The sequence below is a fragment of the Janthinobacterium sp. genome (genome assembly GCF_009923995.1).
GTDB lineage: Bacteria > Pseudomonadota > Gammaproteobacteria > Burkholderiales > Burkholderiaceae_D > Janthinobacterium.
Map to the genome: position 1 here is coordinate 23,156 of NZ_RFSK01000004.1, position 26,014 is coordinate 49,169.

Sequence of the window (26,014 nt, forward strand, 5' to 3'; positions counted from 1 at the left end):
CAGGTCCGGGACAGGGAAATTGCGTACGGCCCGGATGGAATGCCGCTGCATTTTGCGCAGGCGGAAATGGCCTGCACGCCAGGCAGATGGATTCAAAAGGGAATCAAAACGGAATGGAATGAACGCCGCCGGCGGCGCGTTGATGCCGCGCTGCCGTGATCAGCAATACTGGCCGCTGTCATTCGGCTGGAGGCGCGATTCGTAGCGATAATTTCCGCTGCCGGCGATGAATTCGCTGCAGCCGGCAACGGCTATGCCGCTGCGTACCTTCCAGGGCCGGGGCGGGACCGCCGGGCTTGCTGTCTGGGTGTTTACCTGTTTTTCAGCCAGTTTGAACGCGAACAATTTGCTTTGCTTGAGTCTTTGCATTGTACTATCCTCTTGTGGTGGTTAAGTACTGCCTGTGCTGTATGCCATGGTGTATGGCCATTCGATATTAGCGCCGGATTAAATATGCGTCAACGTGTAATTGATTCGTGCGCGGCGGAATATAATTCAGAGATACTCACCAAATATCACGCGGCAATACCTTATTATTGTCTTTCAATAAATTATCGTTGCTTGATTTAAATGTCGATATTGGTGCAATATTATTGCACTGCACTATCGTGGTGAGATGGCGATGCTTATCCAGGCAAATGCGTGGCGCGCCGGCGCGGCGGCGCACTATAATGGCGCTTGCTGAAACTTAAGGAATTACCATATGGACATGGCGGTCACGGACAGGCAGCGGCGGCAAGCGTATGCGCTGGCGGACGCATTCGTGCGCACGCTCGACGAGCGCGATCCTGTTGCGCTGCAACGCGACTGGGCCGTGGCCCCCGCGCTGGCCGACGAGATCGTCGACATGCTGGACGGTTATTTTGCCCCGCAGCAGCGCCTGGCGCTGGCGCCGCTGGCCCTTGCCTTCGCGCCGGGCAAGGGCGGGCGGCCTGCCGTCGATGTGTACGCCACCGACGCCGGCCCGCTGGGCATGGAATGCCAGTTGCTGGCGGACGGCAAGCCGGGCGAAGCGATCCTGCACCTGGAAGTCGCCGGCCACGATGACGCCATGCGGCTGTCCTACCGCTACCTTGCATCTTGACAAGCCGATGAACGAGCCGATGAACGAACAGGACAAGGAAGTACTCAACGCACAGCGCAAGGAACAGGACAAGGAAATGATCGACGCACAGAGCAAGGAACAGGACAAGGAAGTGATCGACGCACAGAGCAAGGACCAGAGCAAGGAATTGATCAACGAACAGAGCAAGGACCAGAGCAAGGACCAGAGCAGTGCGCAGATCCACGAAAACCAGCGCCGCATCTGCGACAAATACGGCTTGCCCGCGCAGGCGCCCGAGGACATGGTGGCCCTGGCCATCGGCAGCCTGGACCAGTCACCCATCTATGGCACGCGCATCGACCTGCCCGAGAACGGCACCATCAGCTGGTTCATCCATTGCGGCGCGCACAGCGACGCGTCCGATTTTTACCAGCCCCTGCATGCGGCCCACCTGACCGAACTGCTGCCGCAGGTGCTCGCCTACCTGGCCTTGCCCAGCGGGACCAAATTCATCCTCGACCGCGCCGGCTACGAAGATGTGTGGCGCGAAGGCTAGGCGCGCCGCGCCATGCCGGCTTGCTGCGGCTCATGACAGGGTATTGGGCAGGTAGGCCTTCTGCCGCAGGTCGAAGCGGAAATAGTCGAGCAAATGGCTGCCCTTGCTGAACGGCTCCTGCGGCCGGGGCACTTCGTAGTATTTGCCCTGCATGACGCCGTCGGACAGTTCGACGCGCAGGTAGCCGTGGTGGTCGTCCGAGTAGTTTTCCAGCGTGACGGCGTCTCCCGCATCGTCGTGGAAGACGGCGGGCGGTATCAGGCGCTGGCCGTTGACCTTCATGATCTGGTGCAGGTTATGGTAGCCGCCCGCGCCCGTGACGAGGAACAGGGTCTTGCCGCCGTCTCCATTGTCGCGCGTCAGGCGCTGGTAGTTGTGGACGTGGCCGGCAAGGATGGCGTCCGGGTGGCGTCCCGCCGCGGCGGATGCCTCGGCGACGAGGTCCTTCATGTAGGTGCTGCCGGAATGGTGGTCGTCCGCCGAGTAGATCGGATGGTGCAGCGCCAGCAGCAGAGGCAGGTCGCGGGGCAGGGTGGCCAGTTCCGACGCCAGCCATTCCTTCTGGGGCGTGCGGACCTCGCCGCCGGCGGGCACATTGCTGTACAGCCCGATGATGCTGGCCTGCGGCGTGAGCAGGGTCCAGTACACGTTCGGCTGCACCATGGCCGTGCGGTGGGAATCGCCCGATTCCGGCATCTTGACGGGCTGGGGCGCGCAAAAATTGCGCACGAAGCCATCCAGGGTCTCGTCGTCCGGCAGGTTTTCGCCATCGTGGTTGCCCGGCACGGCGAACACGGGGGCCAGGTAGAATTCATACGGCTGGTAGAACTGCTTGTAGTATTCGCTGACCTGGCCGTTGAAATACACGCAGTCGCCCGTGATGTACAGAAAGGCCGGCAGCGCGCTGGCATCGGCCTGGAAATCGTCTTCCATGCCCTTCGCCACCAGCTCCTGCGGCACGGCGTACTGGATGCCGCCCATGTCGCCATTGAGGTGGAAGACGAGCTTCCTGTTCCGGACGATGGCGTCATACACGGCCGGCGCCACGATGTCGCGCAAGTCGAGGCGGAACGGCGCGCTGCCCGTCGGCGGTGGCAGGTCGCGGAATGCCGTATTGCGGGGCGGCGCCTGGTGCAGCGACGCCTGCCCCGTTGCATGGGGCCGCGCCAGGCCAAAGACATGGGCATTGTTGCCAGAAACCAGATCGGCCATGATGTGTTCTCCCGCCGCCACTGTGCGCCACTCTGCGCGCCAGCCAGGATTTCAGTGTAGCCGCCCGCGCCCCGGATGCGCGCGCGCGCGTGCCGGGATTCGATCTGGATCAACATGCCGGGGGACCGTCGCCACGCCAGCGTCGCCAGGCGGCGGGCGGCCGGCGAGGAAAATGCATTGCGGCAACGCGCGTATAGGGTAAGCTTGCTTTTTGCACATGAAAAGGAGCTTTGCCATGCCATTCCGCACGCCGCCGGTCCTGCGCGTTTTCTTGCTTGCCGCAGTGCTGGCCGGGCCAGCCGCGGCGGCACAGCCCGCCGCCAGCGCCACGCCGGCCGGCCTTGCCGCCGAGGCCAGCCAGCAGCTTGTCGACTTCCTGCAGGACGAGATGCGCGAGCGGCAGATACCGGGCATGCAGGTGGCGGTGATCCGGCAGGGCAAGGTCGTGTTGGCGCGCAATTTCGGCGTGGCCAGCCTGCAATATGGCGTGCCCGTGACGCAGGCCAGCCTGTTTTCCATCAATTCGGCCACCAAGGCGTTTACGGGCGTGGCCGTGATGCAGTTGGTGCAACAGGGCAAGGTGGACCTGGGGGCGCCGATCGGCCAGTACCTGACGGGCTTGCCGCCGGCCTGGCAAGCCGTGACGGTGACGCAGCTGCTCAGCCATACTTCCGGCCTGCCCGACGTGCTGGACCAGCGCAGCGGCAAGCTGGTGGGGCCGCAGCCGGACGACCCCGTGGCCGCCTGGCAAGCCGTGCAGGCCCTGCCCGTGGAAGCGCCGCCCGGCCAGCGCTACCGCTATAACCAGAGCAATTACGTCCTGCTGGCGCAACTGATCGAGCGCCAGAGCGGCCAGTCCTACGTCGACTTCATCCAGCGGGGGCAGTTCGATGCGGCCGGCATGGCGCACAGCGGCTTTGGCGATGCGAAGGACGTGGTCATCAACAAGGCCAGTTCCTACGTGCTGGGCGCCGGCGGCAAGGGCTACCGCAACGTCATCGAGGACTTTCCCCTCTTCATGCGGGCCGGGGCCGGCATCAACAGCAATGCGGGCGAGCTGGCCGGCTGGCTCGTCGCGCTGCAATCGGGGCGCCTGCTGGCCCCCGCCAGCGTGCAGCGGCTATGGCAGGCCAGCAGCCTGAACAATGGCAAGCCGGCGCCGTGGGCGCTGGGCTGGCCCGCCATCGGCCGCGCCGCCCACCGCGCCGTGGCCGGCATCGGCGGCGGACGTTCCGCCTTCTACGTGTATCCCGACGATGACCTGGCCGTCATTATCCTCAGCAACCTGGCCGGCGGCCAGCCGGAACAGCTGATCGACACGGTCGCCAGCTTCTACCTGCCAGCCCTGCGCCAGCAGCGGGGCGGGGCCTACGCCATGCAATTGCTGCGGCAGGAACTGGCCAGCACGGGCTACGAGGGACTGGACGCCAAGCTGGCCGCCATCCGGCAGCGGCACGGGTTGCCCGGCCCGGACGAAGGCGACCTGAATGCCTGGGGCTACCGCCTGCTGGCGCAGCAGCGGACGAAACAGGCCGTCGCCGTGCTGCAGCTGGCCGTGCAGCTGGCGCCCGGCAGCGCGAATGGCCACGACAGCCTGGCCGAAGCGCATGAGGCGGACGGCGCCACGGCGCTGGCCGTCGCCCACTACCGCCGTTCGCTGGAGCTGGACCCGGGCAATACGCACGCGGCGGAGCGCCTGCGCAGCCTGGCCGCCCGTTAAGCTCGTCAGTTGTCCAGCTTCAGCACGGCATCGACCAGCACGCGCGCATCGTAGGGGTTGTCCGGCAGCACGATGTCGGGCTGCAGCAGCACGGGCGTGGCCGCGCCCGACGGGCGCTGGAACAGGAGGCGGGGCACGCCCAGCACCAGGCCGCTGTTGGGCAGCACGAAATTCTGCGTGCCGCCGCTCTGGCGCGTGCGCGCCTGGCCCGCCGCGCCCACCACCTTGCCAAAGCCGAAGTCCTGCATGACATTGCTCAACAGGATGGAGGAGGAATACGTGCGCCCGCCCACCAGCAGATAGGTGGTGCCCGAAAAATGCAGGGGATCGTCCAGCCGCGGCTGCTGCCAGGAGGTGATCTCACCATCGATGACGTCGCCCAGCTTTTCGCGCGCGCTGTCGCGTCCCCGTATCACCTTCTTGCGGTAGGTCGAGGCCCAGCGGTAGGGCTTGTCCGCGATATAGCGCAGCACGCCATCGATCCACATGTCATCGTTGCCGCCGCCGTTCGCCCGCACGTCGATGAGCAGGGTGCGTACATCCGCCGCGCGCATCTGGCGGAAAGCCTCGGCCGTGAACGCCGTGAATTGCGCCTTGTCAGGCCAGGCAAAGGTGTCCAGGGTCAGCAGGGCCGCCTTGCCGGGCAGCAGTTCGAAGCGGAATTGCTGCGCGAAGCTGCCATCGCCGGCCAGATAGGCGGGCAGGGCGGCGGCGCCGGGCACCGTCAATTCCCGGCCGTCGTCCAGCTGCAAGACATGGCTGGCCGGCGCGCCCAGCACCTTCCAGTACAGGAAGGGCCAGCGCAGCGACAGCAGGCTGGCGCGAAACGCGGCCGTGTCGCCGTGGCAGCGGGCCAGCAGGTCGGCGACGATGGCGCTGGCCGGCACGCCGTTGATGCGCGTGATGCGCGCGCCTTGCAGCGGCGTCGGCGCGCCGCCCAGCAGGGCACGGATGTACAGGCCGCCATCGCCATCGAGCGTCACTTCATAGGGGAAAAAACGCCCGCCCCCGTCGAGGAAGGCCTGGCTTTGCGCCTGCGGCGCGGCCGGCGTGATGGCCAGGTGGCCATCGGCATACAGGGGATTGAGGGTGGCCAGCACGCGCCAGGCCTGGTCGGACGACATCGGCGCCTGCAGCTGTTCCCCGATGGCGGCGTAGGCGTGGTCCACGGCGGCGGGATCGGCGGAAAAGCCCGGCTCCGGGTGCGTGGCAGCGATCGTCTCCTGGATAAAACGCAAGTCGGCGCGCAGCTGTTCCGGCGTCAGCAGGGGCATGGCCTGGGCCAGCGCCACGGGTGCGCAGCATGCCAGGATCAGGCAGGCTGACAGGTATTTCAGGTGTTTCATGGCATCCTTTCCGGGTCGCGGTGAAGGATGCACTTTAATTAAGTGCGGCGCGCGGCGCCAGTCATCTGCGACGCGCCGTCGAAATTGGCCGCCAGAAAGCAGAATCAGGCGACCAGGGGCGCCCGGCTTGCCTGTCCATGTTCTGCCCCGTGCATGGCCAGGTAGCTGGCCAGGTTGTCATCGTCGATGCCCAGGCTGCGCAGGACTTCCCGCGTGAAGCTGACGGGGGCCGTGCCCGGCGCCGTGACGATGCCGTCGTCGGCCACGGCCCACGGCACGTCCTGGTACAGGGCGGCGCCCGCGTAGCCCGTTTCCCGCAGGTTCGCGGCGCCATTCGACGTGTGGCGCACCTTGTCGAGCACGCCGGCCTGGGCCAGCACGCGGGTGCCGTCGCAGATGCCGGCCAGCACCACGCCCTGGTCCCGCGCGGCGCGCAGCAGGGCGCCCGGGTCGGGGGCTTTGCCGCTTTGCCAGATGCTGCCGCCGCACACCATCAGCAGGTCCAGTTCATCGAGCGAAATGTCTTCCAGCGCCAGCTGCGGCGTGACGAGCATGCCGCCGGACGAGGTCACGGGCAGGCCGCCCGGCGTGGCAAACTGCGTGTAGAAGCCGTAGTACAGGCGCGCCGTGGAATTGAACAGGGCGGTTTCCCAGTCGGCAAAGTTTTCGGTAAGGATGGTGATGGCGCGTGTCATGGCAAGGTCCTGTGGTGATGGGAGGGTAGGGGCGGAGTTGCTGTTCCGCAATGGCGACAGCATAAGCGGCGGCACTGACAGTTTCTGTCAGGAGCGTGCCTGGCCTTTCCTACTTCATGTCGTGCAAAAATGGTGATACCGGTTGCAAGGGACTGCGCTACAATCGCTGGCCCGTCGACACGGGCAGGGCCACGCAGTTCCATTCAACGCCGATTCTGACTGTTTATTGTTTTCATGCTGATACTGTTTTGCCGCGTCCTGTTAAGCATTGCCGGCCTGCTCCTTTTCTTTCTCTTCGACCAGTTAAGTGCCAACGAATGCCTGAAATTGGGCGTCTTGCTGGCGGCGTTCTTGCTGGGCATCGGCGGCGTGCTGCACGCCTGGCGCTGCCGCCCGGCCGCCATCACCGTGCTGGTGCGCATCGTCGTGCCCGTGTTTTACCTCGATGCCGCCGTCAAGGGCTTCCTGCGTGGCTATTTTGGCATGCGGCCCAATCCGAATGCCGTTTTACAGGCCATGTTTGCGACGGATCAAGCGGAAACGGCCGAGTTTTTCGCTCACAACGGCGTGGCCCTGGCGCAGGCGGCCGGCTGGTTCGTGCTGGTGACGGCGGCCGTGCTGCTGGCCGACCGCCGGCTGCAGCGCTGGCAGCCGGCCCGCGCCGCCGCGCCGGGCCTGGCGCAGAAAGGCCTGGCCGCCTGCCTGGCCGTATTTCTCGTGATGTTGCACCTCAACACCACCATGCGGCGCGAAAATCCGGCCCTGTTCTGGCCCCTGCGCTACCAGCAGTACAGCGCCCAGCTGGCCGCCATGCAATCGATGCAGCAGGCGCTGGCGACGGCCATGGCGGCGCCGCGCGACTGGAACGTGCGCTACGCGGGCGAGGATGCCCGCACCGTCATCCTCGTGATCGGCGAGAGCACCAACCGCGCCTCGATGTCGCTGTACGGCTATGCGCGCGCCACCACGCCCCGGCTCGACGCCATGCGCGCCAAGCTGCTGGTGTTCAACGACGTGATCTCGCCCGCCGCCAGCACGGTGGAATCGATGATGACCATGCTCACGCCGGCCGACATCGGCAACCCCGATGCGTGGATGGCCAAGCCGAACCTGCTGATGCTGGCCGAGGCGGCCGGCTACAAGACCTTCTGGGTGTCGAACCAGACGCGCAACGACGGCTGGATCGGCATGCTGGCGGGCGAGGCCGATGAAAGCGACTTCATCAACTACGGCACGGGACGGGGCGAAAACAATTTCGACGCCAACCTGTTCGCGCCGTTTGCGCACGCGCTGCGCGACACGGCGCCGAAAAAGCTGATCGTCGTGCACCTGCTGGGCGCCCATCCCAGCTACGACATGCGCTACCCCAGCCCCTTTGCGCATTTCGACGAGGCCGACGACGCCGTCAGCGCGCAGATGGCCAGCCAGGGCCGGTCCAGCTGGATACGCAACCAGCGCGACGAGTACGACAACGCCATCCGCTACGGCGACTATGTGCTGGGCAACCTGATCGCCATGGCGGAGCAGGCCAAGTCCGGCCGTGCCGCCGCGCTGCTGTATGTGTCCGACCACGGGCAGGAAGTGGGCTACAGCCGCAACCACGCGGGCCATTCCGCGTCAGACAAGAGCGGCTATGAAATCCCCATGTTGATCTGGGACAACCAGCAGCCGCGGCCCTCGGCGGCCGCCCGCGCCGCGCTGGAAAGCCGGCCCTACCAGACGGACAAGCTCGACGCGACGGTGCTGGGCCTGCTGAAGATCGAGACGCGCTACTACGCGGCCCACGACGATATCCTCAGCAGCGCCTTTACGCCCGTGCAGCGCTTCATGAACGGCTTGCAGTACCAGCGCGGCGCGCCGCTGGCCCGCTGAATCCGGCGCGGGCATGAAAAAGGCCCGGCGCCGCCGCAGGAAGCGACGGGGCCGGGCCCCGGGACAGACTAGGCAATGGCGTGCGGATTACTTCTCGGCAAACGCGCGCTCGACAACGAAGTCGCCAGGCGTGGAGGTGTTGCCTTCCTTGAAGCCGCGCGCTTCCAGCATTTCCTTCAGGTCGCGCAGCATGTCCGAGCTGCCGCAGATCATCACGCGGTCTTCGGCCGGGTTCAGTTCCGGCAAGCCCAGGTCTTCGGCCAGCTTGCCGTTCTCGATCAGTGCCGTGATGCGGCCCATGTTGCGGAAGTCTTCGCGCGTCACGGTCGGGTAGTAGCGCAGCTTGTCGCTGACCATTTCACCGAGGAATTCGTGCTGCGGCAGGTGCTCTTCCAGCAATTCACGGTAGGCCAGCTCGTCGACCTGGCGCACGCCGTGCACGAGGATCAGCTGGTCGAAGCGCTCGTAGATGTCCGGATCGCGCACGATGCTGAGGAAAGGCGCCAGGCCCGTGCCCGTCGACAGCATGTACAGGCGCTTGCCTGGCAGCAGGTAGTCGGACACCAGCGTACCCGTCGGCTTGCGGCCGACGATGACGGTGTCGCCCACCTGCAAGTGCTGCAGGCGCGACGTCAATGGACCGCCCGGCACCTTGATGCTGAAAAATTCCAGGTGGTCTTCGTAATTGGCGCTGGCGATGCTGTAGGCGCGCAGCAGGGGCTTGCCATCGACGCGCAGGCCGATCATGGTGAAGTGGCCATTCGAGAAACGCAGCGACGGGTCGCGCGTGGTGGTAAAGGAGAACAGGGTATCCGTCCAGTGGTGCACGCTTAATACGCGCTCTTCATTCATCGAACTCATAGTGTTTGTTGGCTGGTCAAAAAAATGGTTAGTTGCTGGCAACTGCTGGCAAAAGTGAAACCCTGTGTAGGCCCAGACGCTATTGTACTGGCCTCCACACGAAATTGTTACCGTCTATCGCCGCCATTGCTGCCGCACGCGGTGCCGACATTATAGTGCGGCTGGCAGGATCGGGCTGAAAACACGGCATCCGGCGCCCGGCCGGCATGCCATCTCTTGACCTGGCTCACTTTTCGGCGACGCCGCGCGCTTTCAGCTCCGCCGCCAGCATGGCATGCATTTTCTGCAAGAGCGCGCCCAGCGCACCGAGGCCGGGCGCGGCGTCGCCGAAGTGCTGCGGCAGGCTGGCGGCCAGCGCCTCCAGGCTGTCGCGGCCGGCGGCCAGGTCCGCCAGCATGGCCGCGTGGCTGGCTGCCGGCGTGGCGCGCAGCGCGGCCAGGAAGGCGGCAGTGGAAGGACCGTCCTGCTCGGCGGGGTGGAGCTGCAGCGTGGCATTGCGCTGCGCCTGTTCCCAGTCAGCCCAGCCGAATTCGCCGCCGTGCTCGTCGCGGGCCAGGGGCAGCAGGCGCACGTCGCGCAGCAGTTTTTCATTCAGCCAGTGGAATATGTTCGCCCGGGCCTCGGTGTCGCCGGCCGGTGCTGGCGGATACAGCGTTTCCCAGTATCGGGCGCACAGTTGCTGCAGCAGGCAACAGCCGGGGGCGAGGGCATCGAGTCCCGTGCGCTGCAATTGCGCCTGCAGCAGCCAGACGGCCAGCTGCAGATCCTTGCTGTGCAGCGCCAGGGCTGACGCCGCCATCGCCGTGACGCGGGACCAGTCCGCTCGCTTGAGCTCGCGCTCCCAGCTGCCCAGCGGCAAACTGGCGTCTTCCCCGGCGCGCGCTTGCCGTATGCCGGCATAGAAGGGGGAGCCGCGCAAGGACCCGCCTGCGGGCGCGTCGGCGGCGATGGGCGCGAGGAGCTGATCGAAGGAAAAACCTGTGTGCGCCTGGAAATAGGCATCGGCACGTGCTGTCTGGGCAAGCGTCATGGCGTCGTGGGAGAGTGGCGGAAACGCATAGTTTGCCATTGCCACAAGGAAATGCGCTACTCTTTTTCGGCTGCAGGGCTTGCCGTGCCGCAGCGCTGGCAGAGGCAGGCTTTTCCCCGCAGCGCCGCCGGCACGCGGGCGCGGGCGGCCGCATCGATGGGCTGCACCCGGCACCAGCATGGCGTGGCGAAGCTGCCCGACAGTGCCGGCGCGCAGCCGTTCGGGCCGCCGCACAGGGGGCAGTGGCGGGCCGGAAGGGGGAGGTTGATCGCAGGCATCGCCTATTGTACCGGGACGGGCGCTGCCGCGGCGCGGCGCCGGAAGCGGCGGCGGATCGCGGCGTTGGCCGGCCCGGAGACCCGGCGGGCCACGAGCGCCGCCGCCAGCGCCGTCGCGGCCAGGAAGAGCGCCAGCCACGGCAGGCGTTCCCCGTAGCCCAGGCCCGCCTTGTCGACCACGTTGCGCATGGCGGCCAGCACGATGATGTGGAACAAATACAGTTCGTAGCTGTGGCGGCCCAGCCATTGCAGCGGACCGGACCGGCCCTGGCCGGCCGCCGGCGCCGCCGTGGCGCCGACGATGAAGGCGGCGCTGGCCAGGGCGATCCACGTAAAGCCGAAGACCTCGTGGCCGCCGATGCCGCGCACGTACAGGCAGGCCAGGGCCAGGCCCGCCGCCCCGCGCAAGCCCTGGCCGGCGCGCGCGCCCGGCTGCCAATGCCGCGTCAGCAGGGCGGTCAGGCAGCCGATGGCGATGGCGTCGAAGCAGGCAAGGTAGCCGTACATGAAGGCTATCTCGTTGTCCGCGTGGAGGTTGCGGTAGACGGGCCCGGCCACGATGGCGGCGCCGCACAGCAGCATGAACGCCTGCCGCCGGCGCAGCAGCCGGCACGACAGGGGCAGCAGCAGATAGAACATTTCCTCGACGGACAGCGACCAGTACACATTGAGGCAGTAATTGAAATAGCCGGCGCTCTGCATCAGCACGTTGTGCCAGAAGGTCAGCACGGAAGCGACGGCGATGATGAAATAGCTGGCGGGCAAGTCCTTGCCGCCATCGCCATTGCTAAAGAAGGGCACGTCGAGCACGCCCAGCAGCACGATGATGGACAGGGCCAGCAGCAGCGCAGGCAGCAGGCGGGCGATGCGGTAAACATAGAACGCGGCCAGGTCGATGCGCGCCAGGTCGCCCCAGCGCTGCAGCGAGGTCGACGTGATCAGGTAGCCGGAAATGACGAAAAACATGGTCACGCCGTAATTGCCCTGGTAGGCGGCCCGCAGCAGCCAGGCGGGCAGGACTTCAAGCGGGCTGTTCTTCAGGCCGTAGGCGAGGGCGAAGTGCAGCAGCAGCACGCCCAGGATGGCGGCGCCACGCAGGGCGTCGATATGGCGGTTCCGGGTATTCAATGCGATTCCTGATGTTGGCGACTGATGGGGCAATTATGCGACGGATGTCGCGCACAGGTCAATGATTTTGAAGATAAGGGACGCGCGATACCGTAATGGAACGGGGGCGGGAAGGCTTGCGTGTATGATATTGCCGAACAGAATTGTTGGGCATCTGTCATCTTGCGGGCCCATTTTGGGGCCTGCCGGCCCCACGGCTCTGCGTGCACGATTGCGTGTTGTCACGATGCCCGGCCCACAGTGAAAGGTAATGACGATGTATAAGACAGTGCGCGACATGTTCCTGCATTTCAAGGAAGCCGTCCCCTTCCGGCTCGTGCCGGCCCTCATCTGCACGGTCTTGCTGGTCAGCATGCTCTTGCTGCCCGCGCCGGACGGCCTGACGCCCAAGGCCTGGGGCCTGGTGGCGATCTTCCTCACCACCATCCTGGCGATCATTTTGAAGGTCATGCCCATCGGCGTGATGGCCATGATGGCCATCGTCATCGTCTCGCTGTCGCAGGTGACGTCCACCTCGTCCAAGGGCGCCATCACGGATGCGCTCAGCAGTTTTTCGAATCCCCTGATCTGGCTCATCGTCGTGGCCATCCTGATCTCGCGCGGCCTGAAGAAGACGGGGCTGGGCAGCCGCATCGGCCTGCTGTTCATCTCGCTGCTGGGCAAACGCACCATGGGCATCGGCTACGGCCTGGCCATCTGCGAACTGGTGCTGGCGCCATTTACGCCGAGTAACACGGCACGGGGCGGCGGCATCGTCCACCCCGTCATGAAATCCATCGCCAACGCCTTCGATTCGGACCCGGCCAAGGGCACGGAAGGCAAGGTGGGCACCTATCTGGCCCTCGTCAACTACCATGCCAACCCGATCACCTCGGCCATGTTCCTCACGGCCACGGCGCCCAACCCGCTGGTGGTCGACTTCGTGGCCAAGGCCAGCGGCCAGAGTTTCCACCTGACGTGGACCACCTGGGCCCTGTGCATGCTGCTGCCGGGCCTCGTCTGCCTGCTGGTGATGCCCCTGATTATCTACTGGCTGTCGCCGCCGCAGCTCAAGGCCACGCCGGACGCCGTCACCTACGCCAAGGCGGAGCTGAAAGGCATGGGCCCGCTGTCGCCGTCGGAAAAAGTCATGCTGGGCACGTTCGCCCTGCTGTTATTGCTGTGGGCCAACGTGCCGGCCATGCTGTTCGGTCCCGCGTTTTCCCTCGATGCGACGGTGGTCGCCTTCGTCGGCTTGTTCGTGCTGATCATCACCGGCACCATCGACTGGGACGACGTGCTGTCGGAAAAAAGCGCCTGGGACACCCTCGTGTGGTTCGGCGCCCTCGTGATGATGGCCGAGCAGCTGAACAAGACGGGCGTGATCGCCTGGTTCTCGGCCGGCATGAAGGGCGCCATCGTCGCCAGCGGCATGGACTGGCTGCCGATCGCCGGCGTCCTGGTGCTGGTGTTTGTCTTTTCACATTACTTTTTTGCCAGCACGACGGCCCACATCAGCGCCATGCTGCTGGCCTTCCTGACCGTCGGCCTGCACCTGATCCCCGCCGCCTACCACGTGCCCTTCATGCTGATGATGACGGCCGGCTCGGCCATCATGATGACCCTGACCCATTACGCGACGGGTACCTCGCCCATCATCTTCGGCAGCGGTTTCGTCACCATGGGCAACTGGTGGCGGGTCGGCTTCATCATGTGCGTGGTGGAACTGCTGATCTTTGCCGTCGTCGGCACGACGTGGTGGAAGGTGCTGGGCTACTGGTAAGAGGGCATGCTGCAGCTGGCCGCCAGGCAGTGCGCCAGCGCATGCCGCTCTCAGCGGTGCATATAGTGGCCATCCTTCTGCAGTTCGTGCTTGACCCCCGTCATGATGTCGGCCAGGCCCACGATGGCCGGTTCGCCCCGCAGCAGGGCGCGCAGGCAGGCGTGGCGCAGGACGTTGATGATGGCGCCGCCCGCCAGCGCATATTGCCCGGCCAGCGCGTGGAAATCCACTTCCGGCGCCACGGCCACGCCATGGAACAGCTTTTGCCACAGGCTCAGGCGCGCGCCGGCGTCGGGCATGGGGAACAGCACGGTGCTCTGGAAGCGGCGCGCGAAGGCGTCGTCCATGTGGCCATGCTGGTTGGTCGACAGGATCACCATGCCGGGAAAGTCTTCCAGGCGCTGCAGCAGGTAGGCGATCTGCTGGTTGGCCGAGCGGTCGTTCGAGGTATGCGCTTCCGTGCGGCGCCCGAACAGGGCCTCGGCCTCGTCAAAGAAGAGGATCCAGTTCTGGTCCTGCGCCCGGTCGAACAGGCTTGCAAGGTTCTTTTCCGTCTCGCCTATCCACTTCGAGACGATGCGCGACAGGTCGACCCGGTACACGGGCACGCCGTGGTGCTTGCCCAGCAGGCTGGCCGTCAGGGTCTTGCCCGTGCCCGGCAAGCCGTGGAACAGGCAGCGGTAGCCGGGCTTGAGGCGCCGCGACAGCCCCCAGTCTTCCAGCAGGGTGCGGCCATGGCACATCCAGGCGTTGATCATCTCGATCTGCTCGCGCGTGACGGCGTCGAGCACCAGGTCGTCCCACTCCAGCGGCGTGGCGATGCGCTCGGCGGAAAAATCGTCGGGCGCCGCGCCGTCGGCGTCGGCACCGTGCAGCAGGATGGCCTGGTATTCCCGCGACAGGCGCAGCGCGGCGGCCGTGGACGGCTCGCCGGCGGGCGGCGCATCGAATTCCAGCACGCGCGCCGTGCGCAGCGCGTGGCGCGGCCCGAACAGGGCTTGCAGCTCCAGCCGCCGGGCCAGGCTGGTGCCCGCCAGCAGGAACATGGCCGTTTCCAGCGTCGGCAGGAAGCCCGTGTGCACCTGCGCGGTGACGCCGCCAAATTCGCTGAAGCGCCGCCCCGTCGCCTGGTTCTGCAGCTGGAAGCTGTCGAGCAGTTCCGGCGCCAGATGCGGCGCCATGGCCAGCATCAGCAGCAGCCGCGCATCGGGATCGAGGCCCAGGCGCCGCAGCAGCCGCGCGTAGGGGCCGGGCGCATCGGCGACAGGCGGCGGCCGGGGTGCGGCGGCGGGCGCTCCGGGCGCATAGCGCAGGGAGAACTGCCGTTCGATGACTTCGCGCAGCCAGGCCAGTTCGCGTTCCAGCACGCCCGCGTGGCCGGCCAGGCGGGCGCCGGGGATGGACTTGTCTACCATGTGACGGCGAGCTCCCTGGGCATCCATGGGTGAAAGATGACGGCAAAGCCCCAGGGAATCTGGTCGACCAGCACGTCTACCGTCTTGCGCGAGACCGTCAGGGTCCACTTGCCGTCGCGCCGTTCGAGGCGTCCGTCGCGCTGCAGGAAGGTTTCGCGCAGGCCCGCCACCGAGGTGTTGCCGATGCTGGACCAGTTGCCCTTGACGGCGGCGAGCAGCTGGTGGCACTGTTCCAGCTGCTCCGCCTGCGGCACCCAGCCGCGCGCCACCGGCGTGTCCAGCTCCAGCCCGCACAACAGCTTGTTCAGCGCCAGCGCCGGTTCCGGCGCATCGTAATTGCCCGTGGCCAGGTATTCCAGCAGGTGCACGGCGCACGTGGCGTCGTCCGTGCCGCGGATGCGCGCGGCGCCGTCGCCATCCGTGCTCAGCAGGCCCAGCAGGCGGAACAGTTGCGGCAGGAAGGGGTGCAGCAGCACCAGGCCGGCATTCGCCACGTAGATGCGCTCGCCATCCTGCGCCCCGGCCGGCGCGGCGGAACGGGCGGGCGGCCACACCGGTGCCTGGCGCGCGGCGGCGGCAGGCGGGGCGGCCGCTTGCCTGGCTTGCTCCGGCTGCCCGCGCAGGGCGGCGCCCAGGTGGGCATAGCCGCCCTGGCTGGCCAGCCATTGCGCCTGCTGCCGCAGGCGGCCTTCCTGGCCAGGGGCCGGCGCCAGCCGCTCCAGCAGGCGCGCCGCGATGGCGCGCTGCGCGGGCGGCGTGCCCTGGGCCAGCGCGTCCAGCATGGCCGTCCACAGTTGCGTCGCGGGATGGCGGGCCGACGCGGGCGGCGCCGTCTGCCGCCAGGCGGCCAGCAGCACGGTTTTCAGGTCCAGCATGAAGCGCGCCAGCGACGGGGCCAGCCGGTACAGCAGGCGCGCGAGGATTTCCTCGGGCAGGGCGGCGATCCAGCGCTGCCGCACGGCCGGCCGGGTCAGGCCGGCGAGCAGGGCGGCGCGCAGCGGGGCGCTGTCCTGCGCCAGCAGGCCGGCCAGGTCGCGCAGGGCGCGCGGGTGCGGCGGCACCGTGTCCGCGGGCGCGGCGCCCGCCAGCCAGGCCAGCAGCGCTTGCGTCGCGTCAGCGCCGGACGGGGCCGGCGGCGGCGCCGTGGCGGCCGGGGGCGCCGGCGCGGGGGCAGGCATGGCCAGGCGCGCCAGGTCCAGCGGCGCCCCCAGCATGGCGGCCGCCGCCGCGCGGATGCGCAGCTCGGCCAGTTCCCCGGCGTCGCATCCCGCGGCCAGGCCCGCCAGCGGGCCGCCGGGCGTCAGCACCCAGGGCGCCAGGCGGCCCAGCAGCTCCAGCGCGGCATCGGCTTCCAGCTGGTGGTACAGGCGGCGCAGGCGCCACGCGCCCAGCTCCGCCGGCCCATCGCCATGTTCCAGCAGAGCGTGCAATTCCGCCAGGGGCCAGCTGCGCAAGCCGGCCAGCAGGGTGTCGGCCCGCGTGCCGTCGGCGGCCCACCAGGGCAGCACGCCGTGGTCCAGCCAGTGCCGCAGCAGGGCGGGCTGGTCCAGGCGCTGCGCGGGCCAGGCGGCGGCCCCGCCGGCGTCCAGCGCCTCGCCGCGCCAGGCGGCGGCCAGCACCTGGCGCCAGGCCGAGGCCATGCTGGCACCGGGCAATTCGGACAGGGCCTCGGCCCAGCGCGCCGCGTGCGGGGCCTGGCCCGGCAGCAGGCTGTGCACCACTTCTTCCGGCAGCATCCAGTCGAGCAGGCGCTGGGTCAGGGCATCGGTATCGCCCGATTCGGCCACCAGCAGCCGCCGCAGCAGCGCCGCAAAGCCCTGCGGGTGGGCGGCGGCCAGCGCGCACAGGCCGGCGCCCCCCTGCTGCGGCTGGCCGCTGCGCAGGTAGCGCTCGGCCAGCGCCAGTGCCGCTTCCGGCGTGACGGCGGCCGCGCCGGCCGGCAGCGGGGACGGCGCGGCCTCGCCGGCCAGCGTGGCCAGCACCTCGCGCAGGGCGGCATGGGGCGCCGGCGGCGTGACGGCCGCGCCAGGGCGCAGCAGCTCGCCCAGCCCGGCCAGGGACAGTCTTGTTGCCCCGGCCAGCGCCTGCAGGACGTGCCGCAGCCACAGGCGGCGGTCGTAGGCCTGCCCGGCCGCATCCAGGGCCAGCAGGGCGTGCAGGGCCAGGGCGGGGATGCGCCCGGCCAGCGCCGCGCCTCCTCCTGCCGCGTCCGTCTGCCAGCCCCGTGCCAGCTGTACCAGGGCGGCGATGTCGTCCAGCACCGCTGCCGCGTGCCGCGCGTCGATGGCGGCGGCCAGGTCGGCAAGCTGGGCCGGGGTGCAGCAGCCGATGAGGGCGATGGCCCGGGCGCTGTCGGCGCCGTGGGCGCGCAGGCGCGCCAGCAAGGCGTGCGCCGGCCCGGCGTGCCCGGACGCCTCCGCGCCTGGCGGCCCCAGCTCGTCGACCAGCTGGGCCAGGCCCTCGGGCAGGGAGCTGGACAGGGGGACGCGGGCGCGCAACTCGTCCAGGGCGGCGGCAAAGCTGTCGAGCAGGAAGCGGTAGCTGACGCCGGCCGCCTCGGCCAGGCCAAGCATGGTGCGGCGCAGCCAGCTGATGCGGTTGAATTGCGAGCCCGCTTCCAGCAGCAGGTAGCGCAGCGCCATCAGGCGCACCTGGAGTTCGAAGCCCTCCTGGCTGAGGTTCAGGCGGGGGCGCTGCCGGTGCAGCAGCGCCAGGTGTTCGACGTGGGCGAGGATCAGCGCCGCGTGCAGGGGCTGCAGCTGCCGCACCACGGCGGCGAAGACGGGCGCCGGCATGGCACCGACGAGCTGCGCCAGGGCGGCGGGGTCGGCCGCGTGCAGCAGCTGCAGCAGGGGCGCCAGTTCGCCCTGCTGCGCGCGCGACAGGGCATCGCCGGCGGGGCCGGGCGCGGGCGTCCCTGCCGCGGGCGGCGCCACGGCGAGCGCGGCCAGCAATTCGTCGAGCGTGCCCAGCAGGGAGCCGGCCAGGGGCTGGCTGGCCCGCGTGCGCTCGGCCGCCGCGTGCAGCAGGCCTAGCAGGGTAGCGTAGGCGATCCCTTCGGCCCGCGCCACGCCGTCGAGCAGGAAGGCGAGGTAGGTGCGGCGGTTGAACTGGCTGCCGGGATCGTGCAGCAGGTAGGTCAGCGTCAGCACGGACAGGGCCCGCTCCAGTGCCGGCTGCGCCAGGCGCAGCGCGGGCACCCGCGGCTGCAGCAGGCGCAGCCCGGCCAGGTAATCGAGGATCAGCGCCGCGTCGGCCGGCGCCAGCGCCCGCAGCAGGGCGGACCAGCCTTGCGCGCCGGCCTGCAGCACCAGCCTTTCCACGAGGCTGCGTTCGTGACCGCGCCGGCGCAGCATGGCGAGCAGGGCCGCCGGCTGTTCGCGGCACAGCTGCAGCAGGATGCGCGCCGGATCATAGGCGTGGCTGGCGCCGCGCGCGGGCAGCGTGCCGCCGGCCAGGTACGTCTCGAACTCGTCCAGCCGGGCGGCCGGCAGGGCGAGCGCCCGCGCCTGCGGACCGGGAGCGTGCATGGCCGCGCCGATGGCTTGCGCGAGGGCGGCGCGCAGCGCGCGCTCCAGGCGCGGCGCAAAATCTTGTTCCAGTGCATGGGCCGCGATGTCGCCCAGGTCCAGCTCGATGCGCTCGATGCGCAGCTGCACGCCGTCCGGGCACAGGGCATCGAACAGGGGGGCGAGCAGGCCGGGCAGGCGCTGCCAGGCCAGTTCCTCGGCCCGCGTGCGCAGCTGCAGGGCCGCGTCGAACGAGGCCGTATCGATGTCGAGGCGGATGCGCCCGACGTTGTGGTCGCCCTGTGGCAGCGTGCTCATGCGGACGGCGCCAGCCAGACGGGCGTATCGCCGTTGCGGTCGGCTTCGATGAATTGCCAGCGGTAGGCGACGCCGTCCTGTGCGCCGGCGCCGTCCGTGGCCGGCACGAGGCAGGCGCCCGAGCGCGGTCCGCCCCGCAGGCAGCTGCCGCCACCCCAGTATTGCTGGAAGCGCAAGGGCGCATACTCGACCTCGCTGCCGGGCAAGCCGCCATCGTCCAGCCCCAGCCCGGGCAGGTAGCCGGCCCTGGCCACCGCATCATGCCAGGCGTTGCAGTAGGCCAGCACGCCCTGCGGCGTGGCCGGCGTGCCGCGCTGCTCCAGGTGCAGCCAGACGCTGACGCCGGACGGAAAACCGATCCAGCGCGCCAGTGCCGCGGCACGCTTGCCGTCGCGCGCGCCCAGTTCCGCGCCCGCCTCGCCGGGCGGCAGCCACGCTTCGGGCGGCGTGCGCTGCACCGGCATCAGGGCCAGGCCCGCCGCCAGGATATCGTTCGCCTCGGCAATACTGAAGGCGTCGGCGGGCGCGGGATCGCTCCAGCTCAGGTCGCGCAGCACGAAGGCGTAGCCCTGGCGGGCAAGGGCCGCCGCCGAGGTGCGGTCGAGCTTGCTATCGGCGTAGGCGCCGCAGGCGCCCGGGCGCGCGCCCGCCGCCAGTCCGGCCAGGTGCTCCGCCACGGGCGCGGCGGACCCGGCCGGCGCGGGGAGGGCCGCGCCGCGCAGCAGGCGGCGCCACGGCCTGGCGGCAGGCACGGGACCCGGTGGTGGCGGCGCGACAGGCGGGGCGCCGGTGCCGGTGCCGTCATGCGCGCGCGCCGGCTGCGCCTGCAGCGGCGCTGCGTCCGGCCGGCGCGCCTCGTGCAGGAAATGGGCCATGCGCCGGCACACTTCGCTGCGCCGCGCCGGCGAACCGTGCCGCAGCACGTGGCGCCATTCGCCGTACAGCCGCAGGAAGCGCCGCATGCGCCGGTGGCCCAGGACCAGGTCGTCGACGACGATGTGCGCGGGCGTGTTGTCGCGCAGGATGGCGCGCGCCTGGCTGCGCCAGCCGTCGTCGTCCGTCTCCTCGCCGTCGTTGCCGCGCGGCGCCGGCATGACGGCGCTGATGCGGAAGTTGAATGGGGCCGCCGCCTGCCCGTCGGCGCCGGACGACCCCGCCAGGGCGTCGCGCAGCAGCACCCATTCGACGATGTACAGCCGTTCGTGGCCGCCCGCGGCGCGCAGCAGGGCGGCCGTCAGCATCACGGCATGCACGGCGTCGCGGCAGGGCGCCAGCTGCCACCAGTGTCCGTCCATGTCCTGGCAGGCGAGGATCAGGGGCCCGCCCGCCTGCAGCGCGCCGAGGCGGTAGCGCAAGGGGTCGGCCAGGGCCGCCAGCAGCGCCGGCTCCACGGCGCGGCCCGCCAGGGGCGCATCCGCCATGGCGTCGCCCGCCAGGTCGTCGTCGCCGCCATGGTCAACGGGCAGGAACGCGGTCTCGACCCGCGCGCCTTCCTCCGGCGCCAGCTTGCGGCCGAAAGGCGCCGGCGCGCCATCGCCGGCGCCGCCGCGCGCGGGATCGAGCAGTCCCAGCTCGATGCGGCAGCGCACTTCCAGGCCCGCCATGGGGTGCTGGCGGTCGGCCTGCCGGTAGTCGATGCCGCGGCCCCGGTCGCGCGTCGCTTCCACTATGCGCCTGAGCAACTCCTGCCGGGCCCGCACCAGCGCCGCCTGCCGGGCGGCAGCCGCACCGGGCAAGCCGGAGACGGGCGCCGCCGCGTTCAGGGGCGAGGCGTACAGCGACAGCAGGAAGCCCAGCACGGCGCCCTGGCGCGCGAGCACGGGGTCGTTGCGCGCAGTCAGTTCGTGCATGCCGCGCTCATAGCCCGCCATCAGCAGCGCGTCGGCGCCCGGCACGCAGGCGCGCAGCGATTGCCAGGCATAGGTGCGCTCGCCGCCGGCCGTCACGGAAAACAGCTCGCGCACGAAGGCCAGCTGGCTGAAGTAATCGGCCATCAGCTGGTCGAAGGCCATCAGGTAGCCCTTCAGCTGCCTGGCCTGGGCCTGGCGCGCCGCGCCCGCGCCGGACGGCAGGCCATAGGCGCCGATGCCGTAGACGGCGGGAAACTGTTCCTGCACCGACGTGTAGCCTGACAGCGGCTGGCCCGTGCCGGCCGGCGGCGGATACAGCGCGTCATATTCGTCCCACAGCGGATAGCGGCGGCGCTGCAGGGCCCAGGCCCGGTCCAGCAGGCGGCGCACCTTGGCCGGGCTGGGCGTGCAGACGGCGTTATCACACAGCAATATCAGCCCATCGTCGCGCCAGGCCGTGTCCAGCTGCAGGATGTTGCCATCGCCCGCGTCGATGCAGTCCTCCACGCCATAGCCGCGCGCATGGCCCTGGACGTACACCGTCAGCGCATCGACGGCCAGCACGCCTGGCACGCTGGCCATGGCTTCCAGCACGGCGCCCACGCGCACGCAGCGGGGCAGCGGCGTGAGCTGGTCGGCGCGGACAAAGCCCTGCAGCAGCGAGGGACCGTGGAAGATTTCCGCGCTCGTGCGGCCGGCCTGGCGCTGCTCGGCCAGCGAAGTGCGGCGCGGCTCCGGCGCCAGCACCATGCCGACGGCGAACAGCAGCTGGGCCAGCACGGCGTCGGGATCGCTGAACTGGTTCAGCAGCACCGTGGCCTGCAGGCGGGTGGCGAGCGGGGCCAGCACGACGCAGGCCGCCACGTCTTCGCACAGGGCCCGCTGGCTGGCGTAGTGATCGAGCAGGCGCGCGGGCAAGACAGCCTCGGCCGGCGCATCGCAGCTGCAGTCGGCGCGGCGCGGCAGCACGTCGAGCCGGTACAGGCCGTCCACGCCGCCCGCGTCGCGCGCCGCCAGCGGCGTCAGCCAGACATTCGCTGCCTCCGGCACGCGGTCGAGCAGCAGGCGGCGCAGGTCGTCGGCGGTGACGGCGCTGACGGGCAGGATGTCCCATGCCGCGCGCAGGCCCTGGTGCGGCAGGGCGATGGCGCCGCTGCCCGGCGCGCCCAGCAGGTCGGGCACGGGGAAACCGGCGCGGTAGGACAGCTCGGTGAGGGCATAGCACAGCTGCTCGAGGATGGTGACGCCGGGATCGGAATAGTTAAAATTGGTCCACAGCTCGCCCGACAGCTGCTGCACCAGGCGCGTGCCTTCCTCCACCAGGACCTGGTAGTTCAGGCCCGCGTGCGCGGGCGGCGCGCGGGCGATGGTGGCGTTGTCCGCCGGCAAGTCGTCCCCTGCGCTCATGCGGCCTCCTGCGGCGGCGCGATGGCCGGCTGGCGCAGCAGTTCGCAGCCGTGCGGGGCGTCGGCCACCAGCGCGTGGGACAGGGCCGAGGTGTAGTAGGCGGGCGGCGCGCCCGCGCGTCCGGGGTCCGGTGACAGCTGCAGCGCGAGGATGGCCTTGACGTAGGGGCGCTGGCGGATGAAGCGGGCCACTTCCTGCCAGGTGTAGTAGTTGGCGGCGCGCGCTCCCAGCGCGGGCGTGGGCCATGGCGACAGGTAGGCGACCAGTTCCTCGTTCAGGCGGCGCAGGCAGGCCGTCTTGTCGTCGTCGGCAAAGCGCAGGTTGGCGTGCACGCACAGGCGCACGTATGGCGGGTTGCTCACGTGCAACTCGATGAAGGGGCTGATGCGCGGCGCCAGGTAGGCGGCGATCTGGCTCAGCGCCTGCGCCGTGCAGCCCGGCACGGTGGGGTCGTCGATGGCCGGGGTGGCGGGACCGGGCACGGCCACGAGCCACACCTGGCCCGGCGCGCAGCCGGGGGCGCCATTGCTGGCCGCCACCACGCCCGCCTGCCACAGCGAGGGAAAGGCCGCCAGCACCAGGCTGGCGTAGTCCCAGGCCTGGATGCCGTAGTCCTTGTGGCGCAGGCGTTCGGCCAGCCACAGGTCGAAGGCGGCACCGCTGGCCCGGGCGCGTCCGCCGAACGACGCTTCCGGCTGCACGATGCTGCCGATCTCCGGCAGCGGTGCCGCGGGCGCGCTGATGCTGCCGGCCGGCAGCGGCGTGCCCAGCGTGCCGGCGCCGCCCGGGCCCAGCCAGGTGGCGCTGGCGGCATTGCCCAGCAGGCCAGCCAGCAGGGGATAGCGGGCGGCATCGCCCGCGGCGTACGCGGCGCGCAGGCGCAGGGGCGCGCCGACGGGCCAGGGCGCCAGCGCGAAGCGCACGATGCCGGACTGGCGCAGGCCGTTGGTCGTGTCGCTTTGCGGCGTCAGGGCTTGCCAGGCCGTGCCGTCGCCCTGCTGCCAGTACGGCATCGCCGTGTCCATGGGCCAGCCGCCAGGCGGCGGCGCCATCTGGAACAGCAGGCTGAGCTCCGTGGCGGGGGCCGACAGGGTGAGGTCCAGCGTGCCGGCGCCGGCCAGGGGCGCCAGCAGGGGCACCGCCTGGCCGTCCTGCCAGCCGGCCGCCTCGATCCGGTCAAACGGGCACAGATGGAAAAAATGCAGGGCGGTGGCGCCCGCCTGGCCGGCGACGGGCGGCTGCGCGGCGGCTGCGCCGTAGCTGACCTGGATGCCTTGCGCCATCGGCAGCCATGGCTGGTTGGGAAAGGCGGGCTTGACGGCATCGTGCATGCATTTCCGGATGCAGTCCGGGTCCGTGTCGGCGGGCACGGCGCGCAGGCTGTCCTGCAGCTGGCGCATGCTGCCGGCCAGTTCCGGCCGCGCCACGGGCGTCGGGGTGCCGATGCTGGCTTGCCAGGCGGACAGCAGGGCATCGCCGGCCGCCAGCGCGGCGTGCGCCTGCGCCACCCGTGCCGTGGCGCCGCCCGCCTGCAGGGCCGCGCCATGTGCGGCCAGCCACTGCCGCAGGCCGGCGTGCACGGCGGGGCCGTCCTGCGCCGGCGCGCGCAGCCGGCGCAGGCGCTGCAGCAGCGATGCGCCCGCCGCCTGGTGGCGCAGCGCCGCGCGCAGGCCGTCGCGCCATGCCGGCTGTTCCGCGATGGCGACGGCCTGGCCGATGGCGGCGTCGAGCGCGGCCAGCGCCTGTCCGTCCAGGCTGCCCAGGGATTGCTGAACGGCAACACTGACCCGTGCGGGGAAGCTGGCGTCGTCGCCTTCCTGGCAGGCGCGCAGCACCGGCTCCAGCGGCGCGTCGCCATCGCCGACGGGCGGCGGCGTGCATAGGCCCGCGCAGGACGCGGCGATGGCCGTCAGCTGCAGCGACGCGGCCATCACGTTGGGCGCGTACAGCACGTCGCCGAATGCATAGCTGGGGTCTTCCAGGCGCAGGCGCACGGCGCTCAGCTGCGGGTCGTAGTAGCGCTCGGCGGACCTGGCGATGACCGGCTCGCGCAGGGCCGTGCGCGGCAGCAGCGGCGCCGGCTCGATCTGTGCCACGCCCAGCTGGAACAGGCGCTGGAACGGCGGGCCGCTGCGCAAGGTCCAGCTGCCCGGATTGACCACCTCGAGGCCCGCCGTAAAGATGCGGTTGTTGAACAGCAGGCCGGGCGCGCAGGTGTTGCCATCGGCGTCAATCACGTAGCCTTCGTAATAGCCCTTGAAGCCGGAGCTGGCGACGGGCAGGCCGAACCAGGTGATGGTGACGCTGAAACAGTCCAGCCGCTTGACGAACAGTTCGGGCGCGCTGATGCTCAGGGCCGCATGCTGCACGGGCGGCGAGCCGAACAGGGCGAACGGCGCGCCCGCGTCCAGCGGGCCGCCCGGGCCGCTGATCTGCAGCTGTTCCAGGCCGCTGACGGCCACCCGCAGCGCCAGCGCCGACAGGCTCAGCGCGGACAGCGCCGCGTACGGATACGCGCGTGCCTCGCCCGGGGCCGGCGGCGGCGACTGCAGCAGCCGCGCCGACAGCGTGGGCAGGCCGCCCCACGGCAGCGCCGCCTGAGCCGGGTCCGCCGCCCAGGGCGCGGCATCCGCGTCGAGCTGGAACGACAGCAGGTAGGGCCCGTCCGGCTGCGTCGGCGGCGCCACGCGGTAGCCGTGGATATCGGCCCAGCCATCCGGCGTCGTATAGCGCAGCGCGAAGGCGATGCCCAGCAGCCGCGCCAGGTCGGCGGGCGGCAGGCTGGCGGGAGCTTGCGCCGCCGTCGGCTGCAGGTACAGTTCAAGCTTGATCTCGCGCAAGCCGCCCGCCAGCAGCAGGCAGTCGCTGGCGATGGCAAAGCCGAGGCTGGCTTCCTGGCTGAGCAGGGCGCCATGCAGCCCCGGCTGGTCCGCGCCGAACAGGGGAAAGGCCGCAGGGATGGCCGGCGGCGTGTCCGACAGGGCCACCTCGCCGCCCAGCACCAGCCGGCCGGCCGGCGCGGCCGGGTCGCCGCACGGCGCCAGGGTCACGGTGCGCAGCGCCGTCACGCTGGCGGCACTCACCGTCAGGGCCGCATCGAGTCCGTACAGGATGGGCAGGCCATCGTTGTCAGTGCCGGCAAGAAAGGGCGTGCCCTTGGCCAGGCTGGTCTGGCTGACGCCGTCGGCGGGGGTGAAGGCGAGGACCAGCTGGTCGGGCGTTTCCGCCCGCGTCCGCTGGCGCAGCACCTGTTCCTGGTAAAAGTCGAGCAGGCGGCGGGGAAAGCGGTTGACGCTGTGCTGGGCGTGGCGGAACAGCTGGGCAAAGGCATCCCACAGCCCCGACTGGGGCGCGTGCCGCTTGTCGAGCAGGGAGGCCGGCAGGGCCGCGACGGCGGCATCGCGCTCCTGCTGCAGGGCCAGCAGCAGGCTGGCGAGGAATTCTTCCAGCAGTGCCAGCAATTCCTGCAGCCAGCCGCCGCCGTGGGGTTCGCGCTGCAGCCGCGCCTCGGCCGTCTCGCCGCCGAAATGCCGGGCCAGGCGCGCGGCCGGTTCCAGCAGCGGCCCGGGCGAGCGCCACGCGGGGACCTCGGCCAGCGCCGGCAGCAGTCCCCCATGGGGCACGCCGGCGCGGCGCGCGATGGCCAGCAGGCGCGTCGTGCTGCCGCTCAGGTCCTGCCACAGCCGCAGCCGCTGTTCCACGCCGATCACGTGGCGCAGGGCGTCGAGCAGCAGGTCGATCTGCCGCTCGATGTCGGCCAGGTCGAGCGCGGCCAGCAAGGCCAGGGCGACGCTCTGGTCGCCGCGGAAAAAGGCGGACCAGTCGCCATCGGGCGCGTCGGCCAGGTCGTAGAACTGGATCAGCTTGCCGTATTCGGCCGCAAAGGCGAGCAGGCTGGCCAGGCTGCGGCCATCCACGGGCGCGTGCCCGGGGTCCGGGGCATGGGCCAGCCGGTCGAGCTGGCTCATCGCCTGGTTCAGGGCGCCGGAAGCGGGGGACAGGCTCATTGC

Annotated in this window: 17 protein-coding genes; 5 read left to right on the top strand and 12 right to left on the bottom strand. The window is 69.9% G+C overall.

Annotated features, from left to right (window positions below; translation table 11 throughout):
- Positions 1 to 159: 159 nt before the first annotated feature.
- On the bottom strand, positions 160 to 369 hold the full coding sequence (locus tag EBS11_RS02995; RefSeq protein WP_290600444.1) for a hypothetical protein: 210 nt from the start codon (positions 367 to 369) through the stop codon (positions 160 to 162).
- 334 nt (positions 370 to 703) lie between these two features.
- On the opposite strand from EBS11_RS02995, the gene EBS11_RS03000 reads away from it, so the two are divergent.
- Positions 704 to 1,084 (top strand): hypothetical protein, encoded by a 381-nt coding sequence (locus tag EBS11_RS03000; protein ID WP_290600446.1) that lies wholly within the window; start codon positions 704 to 706, stop codon positions 1,082 to 1,084.
- Between the two features lie 7 nt (positions 1,085 to 1,091).
- Positions 1,092 to 1,601 (top strand): hypothetical protein, encoded by a 510-nt coding sequence (locus EBS11_RS03005; protein WP_290600448.1) that lies wholly within the window; start codon positions 1,092 to 1,094, stop codon positions 1,599 to 1,601.
- 30 nt (positions 1,602 to 1,631) lie between these two features.
- On the opposite strand, the gene EBS11_RS03010 is transcribed toward EBS11_RS03005, so the two are convergent.
- Positions 1,632 to 2,813, bottom strand: a complete 1,182-nt coding sequence (locus tag EBS11_RS03010; protein ID WP_290600449.1) for a metallophosphoesterase — start codon at positions 2,811 to 2,813, stop codon at positions 1,632 to 1,634.
- A 235-nt stretch (positions 2,814 to 3,048) separates the two neighbouring features.
- On the opposite strand from EBS11_RS03010, the gene EBS11_RS03015 reads away from it, so the two are divergent.
- A complete protein-coding gene (locus EBS11_RS03015; protein WP_290600451.1) occupies positions 3,049 to 4,533 on the top strand; it encodes a serine hydrolase in 1,485 nt (494 codons plus the stop codon).
- Between the two features lie 5 nt (positions 4,534 to 4,538).
- Here the strand turns inward: EBS11_RS03015 and EBS11_RS03020 are convergent, their stop codons facing one another.
- Positions 4,539 to 5,879 (bottom strand): S41 family peptidase, encoded by a 1,341-nt coding sequence (locus EBS11_RS03020; protein WP_290600453.1) that lies wholly within the window; start codon positions 5,877 to 5,879, stop codon positions 4,539 to 4,541.
- Positions 5,880 to 5,983: 104 nt separating this feature from the next.
- Complete coding sequence (locus EBS11_RS03025; RefSeq protein WP_290600454.1) at positions 5,984 to 6,574, bottom strand: type 1 glutamine amidotransferase family protein; 591 nt, start codon at positions 6,572 to 6,574, stop codon at positions 5,984 to 5,986.
- A gap of 234 nt (positions 6,575 to 6,808) precedes the next feature.
- On the opposite strand from EBS11_RS03025, the gene EBS11_RS03030 reads away from it, so the two are divergent.
- Complete coding sequence (locus EBS11_RS03030; protein WP_290600455.1) at positions 6,809 to 8,446, top strand: phosphoethanolamine transferase; 1,638 nt, start codon at positions 6,809 to 6,811, stop codon at positions 8,444 to 8,446.
- An 87-nt stretch (positions 8,447 to 8,533) separates the two neighbouring features.
- Here the strand turns inward: EBS11_RS03030 and EBS11_RS03035 are convergent, their stop codons facing one another.
- The 4 genes from EBS11_RS03035 to EBS11_RS03050 all read right to left on the bottom strand — a co-directional run bounded on the left by EBS11_RS03035 (position 8,534) and on the right by EBS11_RS03050 (position 11,743).
- Positions 8,534 to 9,307 (bottom strand): ferredoxin--NADP reductase, encoded by a 774-nt coding sequence (locus tag EBS11_RS03035; RefSeq protein ID WP_152280938.1) that lies wholly within the window; start codon positions 9,305 to 9,307, stop codon positions 8,534 to 8,536.
- A 226-nt stretch (positions 9,308 to 9,533) separates the two neighbouring features.
- A complete protein-coding gene (gene tssA, locus EBS11_RS03040; RefSeq protein ID WP_290600458.1) occupies positions 9,534 to 10,337 on the bottom strand; it encodes a type VI secretion system protein TssA in 804 nt (267 codons plus the stop codon).
- A 56-nt stretch (positions 10,338 to 10,393) separates the two neighbouring features.
- Positions 10,394 to 10,615, bottom strand: a complete 222-nt coding sequence (locus EBS11_RS03045) for a cysteine-rich CWC family protein (RefSeq protein WP_290600459.1) — start codon at positions 10,613 to 10,615, stop codon at positions 10,394 to 10,396.
- 3 nt (positions 10,616 to 10,618) lie between these two features.
- Entirely contained in the window at positions 10,619 to 11,743 is a 1,125-nt protein-coding gene (locus EBS11_RS03050) for an acyltransferase (protein WP_290600460.1), read from the bottom strand.
- A 256-nt stretch (positions 11,744 to 11,999) separates the two neighbouring features.
- On the opposite strand from EBS11_RS03050, the gene EBS11_RS03055 reads away from it, so the two are divergent.
- A complete protein-coding gene (locus tag EBS11_RS03055; RefSeq protein ID WP_290600461.1) occupies positions 12,000 to 13,505 on the top strand; it encodes an anion permease in 1,506 nt (501 codons plus the stop codon).
- Between the two features lie 50 nt (positions 13,506 to 13,555).
- Here EBS11_RS03055 and EBS11_RS03060 read toward each other — a convergent pair whose 3' ends face one another.
- From EBS11_RS03060 to EBS11_RS03075, 4 genes are read right to left on the bottom strand one after another with little or no spacing between them, the layout of a single operon-like run.
- Positions 13,556 to 14,920, bottom strand: a complete 1,365-nt coding sequence (locus EBS11_RS03060) for an ATP-binding protein (RefSeq protein WP_290600463.1) — start codon at positions 14,918 to 14,920, stop codon at positions 13,556 to 13,558.
- The gene (locus EBS11_RS03065) at positions 14,914 to 18,747 is read right to left on the bottom strand and encodes a contractile injection system tape measure protein (protein WP_290600465.1); all 3,834 of its coding nucleotides are present in this window, start codon (positions 18,745 to 18,747) and stop codon (positions 14,914 to 14,916) included. Before EBS11_RS03065 ends, EBS11_RS03060 begins: the two co-directional genes overlap by 7 nt.
- Positions 18,744 to 22,004: a glycoside hydrolase domain-containing protein gene (locus EBS11_RS03070; RefSeq protein ID WP_290600467.1), complete on the bottom strand. Its 3,261-nt coding sequence runs from the start codon at positions 22,002 to 22,004 to the stop codon at positions 18,744 to 18,746. The genes EBS11_RS03065 and EBS11_RS03070 overlap by 4 nt, the downstream gene beginning before the upstream one ends.
- Positions 22,001 to 26,011 carry a hypothetical protein gene (locus EBS11_RS03075; RefSeq protein ID WP_290600469.1) on the bottom strand — a complete coding sequence of 1,337 codons (4,011 nt, stop codon included), beginning with the start codon at positions 26,009 to 26,011 and terminating at the stop codon, positions 22,001 to 22,003. The genes EBS11_RS03070 and EBS11_RS03075 overlap by 4 nt, the downstream gene beginning before the upstream one ends.
- Positions 26,012 to 26,014: the final 3 nt, after the last annotated feature.